The organism is Actinomycetota bacterium (assembly GCA_005774595.1).
Classification (GTDB): domain Bacteria; phylum Actinomycetota; class Coriobacteriia; order Anaerosomatales; family D1FN1-002; genus D1FN1-002.
Map to the genome: position 1 here is coordinate 1 of VAUM01000047.1, position 9,478 is coordinate 9,478.

At 71.7% G+C, this 9,478-nt stretch carries 7 protein-coding genes; 6 read left to right on the plus strand and 1 reads right to left on the minus strand.

Annotation, left to right across the window (positions count from 1 at the left end):
- Positions 1-51: 51 nt before the first annotated feature.
- Complete coding sequence (gene maf, locus FDZ70_03240; protein ID TLM78939.1) at positions 52-774, minus strand: septum formation protein Maf; 723 nt, start codon at positions 772-774, stop codon at positions 52-54.
- Between the two features lie 142 nt (positions 775-916).
- Here maf and FDZ70_03245 point away from each other — a divergent pair, with 142 nt between their 5' ends.
- The 6 genes from FDZ70_03245 (at position 917) to FDZ70_03270 (ending at position 9,405) form a co-directional block, all read left to right on the plus strand.
- Positions 917-3,028, plus strand: a complete 2,112-nt coding sequence (locus FDZ70_03245) for a hypothetical protein (GenBank protein TLM78940.1) — start codon at positions 917-919, stop codon at positions 3,026-3,028.
- Positions 3,029-4,894 (plus strand): HD-GYP domain-containing protein, encoded by a 1,866-nt coding sequence (locus tag FDZ70_03250; GenBank protein ID TLM78941.1) that lies wholly within the window; start codon positions 3,029-3,031, stop codon positions 4,892-4,894.
- A complete protein-coding gene (locus FDZ70_03255) occupies positions 4,846-7,659 on the plus strand; it encodes a UPF0182 family protein (GenBank protein TLM78942.1) in 2,814 nt (937 codons plus the stop codon). The genes FDZ70_03250 and FDZ70_03255 overlap by 49 nt, the downstream gene beginning before the upstream one ends.
- Before the next feature lie 291 nt (positions 7,660-7,950).
- Complete coding sequence (locus FDZ70_03260; GenBank protein ID TLM78943.1) at positions 7,951-8,601, plus strand: hypothetical protein; 651 nt, start codon at positions 7,951-7,953, stop codon at positions 8,599-8,601.
- 193 nt (positions 8,602-8,794) lie between these two features.
- Positions 8,795-9,145 carry a hypothetical protein gene (locus FDZ70_03265; GenBank protein TLM78944.1) on the plus strand — a complete coding sequence of 117 codons (351 nt, stop codon included), beginning with the start codon at positions 8,795-8,797 and terminating at the stop codon, positions 9,143-9,145.
- Positions 9,142-9,405: a hypothetical protein gene (locus FDZ70_03270; GenBank protein TLM78945.1), complete on the plus strand. Its 264-nt coding sequence runs from the start codon at positions 9,142-9,144 to the stop codon at positions 9,403-9,405. The genes FDZ70_03265 and FDZ70_03270 overlap by 4 nt, the downstream gene beginning before the upstream one ends.
- The last annotated feature ends 73 nt before the right edge of the window (positions 9,406-9,478 follow it).

A 9,478-nucleotide genomic window follows, 5' to 3' on the forward strand; every position in this document is an offset into this window, starting at 1 on the left:
GGCAAGCGGTACTACGGATGAGGCCTGGCCGCGCGGGTGCCCGAAGCTCGCTCACACGCCCGTCACGCGCGGCCCGAGCGTGCACGAGCGCCCGAGCGCGGCGTCGCACGCGGCCACCGGCGAGGCGCTCGCGATACCCAGCGCTGCGAGCTCCGCGCGCAGGTGGCACAGGGGCAGCCCGGCTACGTTCTGGTAGCACTCGTCGCCGGTGACCTCGGCGACCTGTCCCTCGATGTTGTACGCGCCGGCGCAGCCCAGGTATTCGCCCCGGGCCATCCAAGCGCGGATAGCGTCGTCGTCGAGCTCGCGCATGAGCACTCGCGTGGTGACGGCGAACGTGCGCGGCTCCAGGTCGCCTGCGAGCAGCACCGCGCAGCCGGTGACGACCTCGTGCGTGCGGCCGGACAGCGCGCGGAGCATCCGCCATGCGTCGCCCGTGTCCGCCGGCTTGCCGAGCACGTCGCCGTCGAGCACGACGATCGTGTCGAACCCGAGCACGGTGGCGCCGGCGGGGCCGAGTCCGGCGCCGCGCGCCGCGACGGCCTTCTCGGCGGCGAGCAGGCACGCGAGTTCCTGCGGGTCCGCAGCGGGGGTCGCGAGGTCCTCGGGGGTGTCGAAGGAGGCGCACTCATACGGCAGACCGAGCCACGCGAGCAGGCGTCGGCGCCTCGGCGAGGCGGACGCGAGCAGCAGGCTGGGGCCGGAGTCGCTCATCGGGCGCGATGGTAGCACGGGGCGCGCGGCGAGATGTCCCGCCCGCATACCTGCGGACATCCGCTGCCACCTGCCTGTATAATCCTCCTGCTCGGCTCAGTGGGACGGCGTCGCCGGCCGCGGCGCGCCGCCGGAGGGATGGGCCCGCTTGTCTGCTGCACGCGAAGAGGCACCCCGCGCTCCCGAGGTCGTCGAACGCCTCGTGAAGCAGCTCGTCGTGACCCACAAGGCCGTGGGCCTCTACCCGACGACGAGCGCCATCCCGCGCGAGAGTGCCGCGGCCCTCCTCGGCACGCTGAAGTCCATCTTCGAGGAGCGCGGCGAGGCGCGGCTGCAGGTCACCAAGGACGGCCTGCTCTTCGAGGGGCTGCCGATCTTCGCCGGTCAGGCCGCGTACGCCGGCTTCGCGATGGAGCTGTACAACCGCAACGTCTCCGAGGTGCGCTTCCACGCCGGCGTCGCCGAGAAGGACGTGCTCGGCTTCTTCGAGATCCTCAAGATGACGCCGGCGGAGCTGCTCGGAGCCGGCGGCTTCGAGTCCCAGCTGTGGGAGCGCGAGGTCGACGCGGTCACGGTCTCCGAGGTCTCGACCAAGATCGTCGACGCCGATGCGCCGGAAGGCGCCGAGGGCGAGTTCGCCGGCGAGCCGTGGCCGCCCGACACCCAGCGCATCGACGAGATCCTCGCCGGCGCGTTCGGCGGCCGCGCCCGGGACCAGCGCATGCTCGTGCGCGTGCTGCGTGACCCGGGCCTGCTGCGCGGCTACTTCGTCGAGACGCTCGCCGGCCGCGGTACGCGGCCCGCCGAGTCCGAGGTCGAGAGCCACCTCGCGTCCATCGCCCACCTCGTCAAGAACGAGCTGCCCGGCGACCAGCCCGAGCTCTACCGCGGCATCGCCGAGGCGCTGCTGGGCCTTGAGCCGGAGCTGCGGCGCAACCTCCTGCGCGACCGGCTGCTCGCCGACGCGCGCCAGGACGACGCACTCGCCGCCGTGGTGCGACAGATGAAGGTCGAGGAGATCTGCGAGATTCTCGTCGAGGGGCTCGCGGAGGGCGAGGCGTCCGTCGAGGGCGTCTCGCGCGCCATCCGCAACCTCGCGCTCATCTCGCTGGCCGGCCGTGACGAGGTCATCGAGGCCGCGGGCCTGGCGATGGAGGCGGCGGGTGTGGACGGCGGGACCGCCGGGGCCGTGCTCGAGAACGCGGCGCCGTCGCGGCTCGTCGTCCGCGAGCGTCCGAAGACCGACGAGGAGACGCCGGTCGACAGCGTGGTGAAGCTCATCAACCTCGCGCCGGCCCCCGGCACGCACCTGAGCGAAGACCCCCATGTCGACATGCTGCGGGAGGAGGCCCGCCTCGGCGTCACCGACGCGGACGTCATGGGGTCGCTCGTGACCCTGGTGACGCTCGACGTCCGTCCCGAGCCGTTCGCCACCGTCATGTCGATGGTCGAGGACAACCTCGGCCTCCTGCTCGAGCGCGACGAGTACGAGGCCGCCGCCGACGCCGCCGCGGCCCTCACCGAGGCCGAGAAGGACCGGCGCCTCTCGACCGCCCAGCGCCGCCGCATCAAGAACGCGGTCACCTCGCTCGCGCGCGCGGACCAGATGCGCGCGATCAACCGCGCGATGCACCTGTTCCCGGCCGGCAGCCGGGAGCACTTGGCCTGCCGCCGCCTGCTCGAACTGCTCGGCGGCGTGGCGATCGACCCGTTGCTCGAGCTGCTCGCCGAGGAGCAGGACATGCAGGCGCGCAAGGCGATGGTCGACCTGATCTCGGGCCTCGCGCCCGGCTTCATCGAGGCCCTGACGGACCACGTGCAGGACCGCCGCTGGTACTTCGTGCGCAACGTGGTGAGCATCCTCGGCAACACGCGCAGCACGGAGGCGCTCCCCGCGCTCGAGCGCACGCTGCGCCACGTCGACCCGCGCGTCCGCCGCGAGACCATCCGCAGCGTCGCGAGCATCAAGGACCTGCGCGCCGAGCAGATGCTCGGCGCCGCGCTGTCCGACGACGACCCCGCGAACGCGACGCTCGCGGCGCGCTACATCGGGCTGCTCGCACTGCGCTCGTCGATCCCGACGCTCGAGATGGTGGCGCGGGGCGAGGGCCGCGGGAACCGCGAGGTCGGGCCTCGGGTCGAGGCGATCGAGGCGCTCGGGCGCATCGCGCCGGCGTCGAGCCTGGCGGCGCTCGAGCAGATCACTGAGAAGAAGGGCCTGCTGCGCCGCGGCGAGCCCAAGGAGGTCGTGGCCGCGGCCGAGACCGCGATCGCGCAGGTCCGGCTCCGGGCGAGGGCGGGAGGTGGGTCTTAAGTGAGCGACGACGATCGCGACGACGGCCTGCCGCCGGAGGACGGCGTCTGGCAACCCGGCGTCTGGGAGCCCGGCGAGCGCGACATCCCGCCGGTCGAGGACTGGTCCGGGCTGGGCGAGGACCTGCTGTCGTCCGCGGATGGCGAGGGGGCCGAGGCGGAGGACGCCGAGGCGTCGCCAGCGGACGTCGCGCAGTTCGAGGAGCTGTACCCGACGGCGACCGGCGCCGCGGCCGTGCCGTCCGCACCCGCCGAGCCCGCCGAGCCGCCGTCCCTGCACGACATCGAGCCCGAGCCCGAGTCCGCGGAGCCCGAGCCCGCGGAACCCGAGCCCGCGCCCGCCGAGCCCGAACTCGCGGAGCCGGCTCCGGTGCCGCCCGCCGCCCCGCCGGCGTCCGCGGCGCAGCAGCCGAGCTCCGAGACGATGGGCGGCACGCCGCTCGACGCCGTCCAGATGCCCGACGCCGCGGCGAACCCGTTCTCGGTCACGTTCTCGGGCAAGCAGATCGAGCGCGTGCGCGAGCTGCTCACGCGCCTGTACGCGTTGCGTCGCGGGGCGCGCTTCTACCCCGCTCAGCACCCGGCGCTCGCCGAGGCCGTGCGCAGCCTGTTCGAGGTCGTCACGCGCTACCACGGCGAGGGCGTGGACGTGCCCATCGCGTTCTTCGAGGGCGAGGTGTTCCTCGGCGAGCGCTTCCTGCCTGAGGACAGCGTGCTGTTCGACCAGCTCATCCGGGACATGGCGTCGCTCGGCGCCGGCTCGATCACCTTCGCGCGGGGCCTGACCCAGGCCGAGCTCGTCCGCGCGATGCCGGTGCTGGGCTCCGACTACGCCGAGGTCAAGGCGGCCGGCGGCATCGAGGCGATGGCTGCGGCCGCGAACATCCCGCACGTGCTCGTCGGGGCGGTCACCGTCATCGAGCAGCACCGGGAGACCGAGCAGGTCGAGGACAAGGAGCTCGCGAAGGAAGCGTACGGCGGCGCCATCGAGCTGCTGCGCGAGCTGGACCGCGTCATCCGCACGAACAAGGCGGTCTCGGCGGGCCAAGTCAAGGGCGTCGTGCGCTCGCTCGTCGACAACGTGCTCACCAACCGCTACGCGATGCTCGAGCTCACGGGCCTGAAGAACTACGACGAGTACACGTTCTTCCATTCGGCCAACGTGGCGATCCTGTCGCTGGCGCTCGGTTCGCAGGTGACGAGCGACTACCGCTTCCTGTCGTCGCTCGGCGTCGGCGCGCTCATGCACGACATCGGCAAGCTCTCGATCGACCTCGGCATCCTCAACAAGCCCGGCTCGCTCACCAGCGAGGAGTGGGCGCTCGTCCGGCAGCATCCGGTCTTCGGGGCGGAGACCGCCGCGGGCATGCCCGGCCTCGACAAGTCGGCGGTCGTGGTCATCCTCGAGCACCACATGCGCTACGACCTGACGGGCTACCCGACGCGCGTGCCGCCGCGGCGCCAGCACCTCGCGAGCCGCATCGTGTCGGTGGCCGACGCCTACGACGCGATGACGTCGCGCCGGTCGTACTCGGCCGCCCGGCTGCAGGACGAGGGGATGTCGCTGCTGGCGAAGAACTCGGGCTCGGCGTTCGACCCGACGCTCGTGCGTCTGTTCATCACGCTGATGGGCGTCTACCCGCCGCGGTCCGTGGTGCGGCTGTCCGACGACTCGACCGCCATCGTGCTCGGCCCCAGCGAGGCCGACGTGCTGCGCCCGAACGTGCGCGTCATCGCCGACCCGGGCAGCGCGATGGTCGAGCCGTTCGATGTCGACCTGTCCGACCTCCGTGCGGCCGAGGGGCGCACGATCGTGCAATGCCTCGACCAGACGGGCATGAACGTCGAGGTCGACGACTTCCTCTGAAGCGAAAGGGACGGCCCATGCCTGATCCGGGACGCCGCCAGGCCGGCGTGATGATCGCGGTCGCGGTGGCGGGAGCGTTGTTCGCGGTCGTGCTGCCCGTGCTCACGTGGCTCGCCGGTCTGTGGACCGACGCGCTGTGGTTCGCCGAGCTCGGGCACGCGAACGTCTTCTGGACGGTGCTGGTCACCAAGGCCGTCGCGGCGCTCGCGTTCGGCGCGGTCGCTGGCGCGCTGCTCTACGCGAACGTCCGCGTCGCGCGCGCGATGGCGCCGAAGGCGGCGCCGGTGCTCGTGGACGAGGCCGAGCCGCCGTACGCGGCGGCGCTGCGGGCGGCGCGCGCAGCGCTCGACCCGTGGATCGACCGGGCGGCCGTCCTGCTCGCGGTCGTCGTCGGCTTCGCGTTCGGCCTGCCGATGGCATCCGAGTGGGAACGCTTCCGGCTCGCGCTGTCGGCCGTGCCGTTCGGCGCGGCGGATCCGCAGTTCGGGCGCGACATCGGCTTCTTCGTCTTCACCCTGCCGGCCCTGCGCGTCGTCTCCGACTGGATGATGTCCGCGTTCGTCATCACGCTCGTCGTCACCGTGCTGGTGCACCTCTACGACGGCGCGATCAGGCCGGCCGAGCGCCTGCGCGGCTTCGCGCCGCACGTCAAGGGCCACGTCTCGCTCCTGCTCGGGCTCATCGTCGCGAGCAAGGCGTTCGACTACTGGCTGCGCATCTACGAGCTGTCGTTCTCGCCGCGCGGCCAGGTCACCGGCGCGTCGTACACCGACGTCCATGCGCAGCTGCCCGCGTACCGCATCCTCATCGTTATCGCGGCGCTCACCGCGCTCGCGCTCGTCGCGAACGTGACGCTCAAGGGCTGGCGCCTGCCGATCGTCGCGCTCGGCGTGTGGATCGCGGCGGGCATCCTCATCGGCGGGTTGTACCCGGCGCTCGTCCAGCAGCTCAAAGTCGCGCCCAACGAGGCGGCCGCCGAGGCCCCCTACATCGTGCGCAACATCGCGTCGACGCGCGAGGCGTTCGGGCTGACTGACGTCGAGACGAGGCAGTTCGCCGCCGCCGAGGACCTCACCGCCGCCGACGTGACGGCGAACCGGACCACGCTGTCCAACGTGCGTCTGTGGGATCCGAACATCGTGGTGCAGTCGTATCGGCAGCTGCAGGCGATCCGCGCGTACTACGACTTCGGCGACATGGACGTGGACCGCTACGACATCGGCGGGAAGCGCCGGCAGGTGCTCGTGTCGGCCCGCGAGATGAACGTCGAGCACCTCGCCGAGCAGGCCAAGACCTGGGTGAACCAGCACCTCGTCTACACGCACGGCTACGGCCTCGTCATGAGCCCGGTCAACGAGGCCACCTCGCGCGGCTACCCCGACTTCGTCCTGCGCGACATCCCGCCCAAGTCCTCCGAGGCGAGCTTGGCCGTCAAGCGCCCCGAGATCTACTTCGGCGAGGGCGAGGGCAACTACGTGGTCGTCGGCACGGGGCTCGAGGAGTTCGACTACCCCGTCGGCGACAAGAACGCGACGACGCACTACGCGGGCAAGGCGGGCGTGCCCGTCGGCGGGTTCTTCCGGCGCGCCGCGTTCGCGATGCGGCTCGGCTCGTGGCAGATGCTCTTCTCGAGCTACATCACGCCCGAGTCCCGCGTGCTGTACGCTCGCTCGCTCACGGACCGGATCGGGCGGCTCGCGCCGTGGCTGTGGCTCGACTCGGATCCCTATCCCGTGCTCGCCGGTGGCCGCATCGTGTGGGTCGTGGACGGCTACACCTGGTCGGACTCGTATCCCAACGCCGAGCCGTACACGCACGCGCCCGAGGTCACCTACGTGCGCAACTCGGTGAAGGTGACCGTCGACGCGTACGACGGGACGGTCACGCTCTACGCGGTCGGCGAGGACCCCATCCGCGATGCGTGGGCGAAGGCGTTCCCGGGCCTCATCACGCCCGGGGAGCGGATGCCCGCCGAGATCCGCGCGCACCTGCGCTATCCCGAGGACTTCTTCAAGATCCAGGCCGAGATGTACAAGAACTACCACATGACCGACCCGGGGCTGTTCTACAACAAGGAGGACTCCTGGGCGCTGCCCGGTGAGAACACCGACACCCCCGCCGAGCCCTACTACGTGCTGATGAGCCTGCCCGGCGATGCCGCCGAGGACTTCATGATGATGATGCCGTTCACCCCGAGGGTGCGCGACAACATGATCGGCTGGATGGCGGCGCGTTCCGACCCGGCGAACTACGGCGAGCGTGTCGTGCTCCAGTTCCCGAAGCAGAAGACGGTGCTGGGCCCCAAGCAGGTCTCCGCGCAGATCAACCAGGACCCGGTGGTCTCGCCGCAGATCACGCTGTGGAGCCAGGCGGGCTCGAAAGCGATCTTCGGCAACATGCTCGTCGTCCCGCTCGAGGACTCGGTCGTGTTCGTGCAGCCGCTCTACCTGCAGGCCGAGCAGAGCGCGATCCCCGAGCTCACGCGGGTCATCGTGGTGTACGGCGACACCGTGGCGATGGAGGAGACGCTCGAGAAGGCGCTGCTCAAGGTGTTCGGCGCCGAGGAACAGGCGGGCGGCTCGGCGGGTGCCACGGGCACGGTCGAGCCGGCGGCCGATGCGGCGGCCGCGGCGGCTCTGTACAAGAAGGCCGTGGAGTCGCAGAAGGCCGGCGACTGGGCGGCGTACGGGAAGTACCTCGAGGACCTCGGCCGGGTGCTCGACCGGATGGTGAAGGCCTCGCAGGCCGCGACGGCGACGCGCTGAGGGACGTCCGCGCAGTCCGTTCCGCGAGGGCTCTCGGCGTACGAACACACGTTCGGTCGCGGGGTGGCGCCGGGCATCCGGGTGTGGTAAGGTGACGCCTCACCAGCTGAATACTGTCGTGCCCCATCGGTGCGTGACGGCGGCTCCCGGCGAACCACGAACAGGGCCTCCCGCACCGGCGCGAGACAGCAGACCGATCCTATCCGCACCCCGCTGTCGAGGACGCCTCCCGGCGTCTCCCGCGTTGCGCCGCCGTCGTGTCATGGACCCGATCTCGAGGACGTAGCAGGCTTGAGTATCAGCAACAGGACCGCCCGCGTCATCGCCGTCGCCGCGGCGGCAGGCGGGCTGCTCTCCCTGACGGCCGCCGCCTTCGCGGCGAGCGGCGCGTCCAACGCGCCGGAGCGTGTCGCCGTGAAGGGCTCGCTGGGCCTGGGCGCAGTGCGCACCGCACCGCCGTTCTCGCTCACCGCCTCCGAGAAGTTCAGCGTCTGCGAGCAGCTGCCCGGCAGGCGTGTCGCCGCGATGACGTTGGTGCGCGAGCGCGCGATGACCGTCGTGCCCGCCGCGAAGCCGGCGCCGAAGCGCACCGTGACGGTGGCGTCACGCAAGGCCGCCGCCCCCCGCAAGCCCGCGCCCAAGCCGGCGCCGGTGGCGGCCGGCGAGTGGCGCACCTCGCGAGTGACCTGGTACGGCCCCGGCTTCTACGGCAACACGATGGCCGGCGGCGGCGTGCTCACGCCTTCGAGCATGGTCGTCGCGCACCGCACGATGAAGTTCGGCACCAAGATCCAGTTCTCGTACCGCGGCAAGACGACGGTGGCCGTCGTGCAGGACCGCGGCCCGTACAACTACTCCTACGAGTTCGACCTCGGTCCCGGCACGGCGCAGGCGCTCGGGTTCAGCGGCTCGGGCAACGTGCAGTGGAGGATCGTGAAGTGACGAAGGGCCGCCCGCGTGGCGGCCCTCGTCATGACCCCCGTGAAGCGGCGGGCCGGTTGCGGAGAGGCGCAGCCGGCCCGTTGTCTCGTCCGGGGCGTCGCGGTGCCGCCGCGCCGTGCGCCCGTTCGGGTATCTTGTGTGGTGGTGCGGCCCGCTGCGGGCACGCACGTCGCCGGGAGGGACTCGAGGACAGATGGCCGACGCGGACAGCGTGAAGGGCGATCGCCCGCCCACCGCCTACGAGCAGATCGTCGAGCAGGCGGCCGACCTGCTGCAGATGGGCTCCGACTGGCTGCGGCAGGAGGCCGAGAGCACCGTCCGCGAGAAGGTCGTGCTCCCGCTCCAGCGCCTCGGCCTGACCGTGGCGGCCGCGGCCACCGCGGGGACGCTGTTCGTCATGGGCGTGCTGCTCGTGCTCATCGGCCTGCTGGTGTTCCTCGGCAGGATCATCGGGTGGGACGTGACGCTGTGGATCCTCGGCGCGGTGCTGATCGTGGGCTCCGGTATCGTGCTGGGCGTGATGTACGGGAAGGTGCAGCGATGAGCGCGGAGATGGTGACCCCCCCGTCGGGCAAGGCCTCGTCCGAGCGGCCGCTGACCGTCGATGACCTGAAGCACCAGGCGCTGCGCATCCGCGACACCGCCGAGGCGGGCGTGCGCGAGCAGCTCGAGGGCAAGGCCGTCCGCAACGCGGCGATCGTCGCGGGCGTGGTGCTGTTCGCCCTCGGGATGGCGTACTTCATGGGCTCGCGCCGCGCGCCCGTCTGCCCCGAGCCCCCGTACCCGCCGGTCCCGTACCGCTAGCGCGTTCGCGCGCGTGGGCGCAGCGCTGCTCGGGATCGAGTCCGTCGAGGTCGCGCCCGACCGCGTCGTGGCG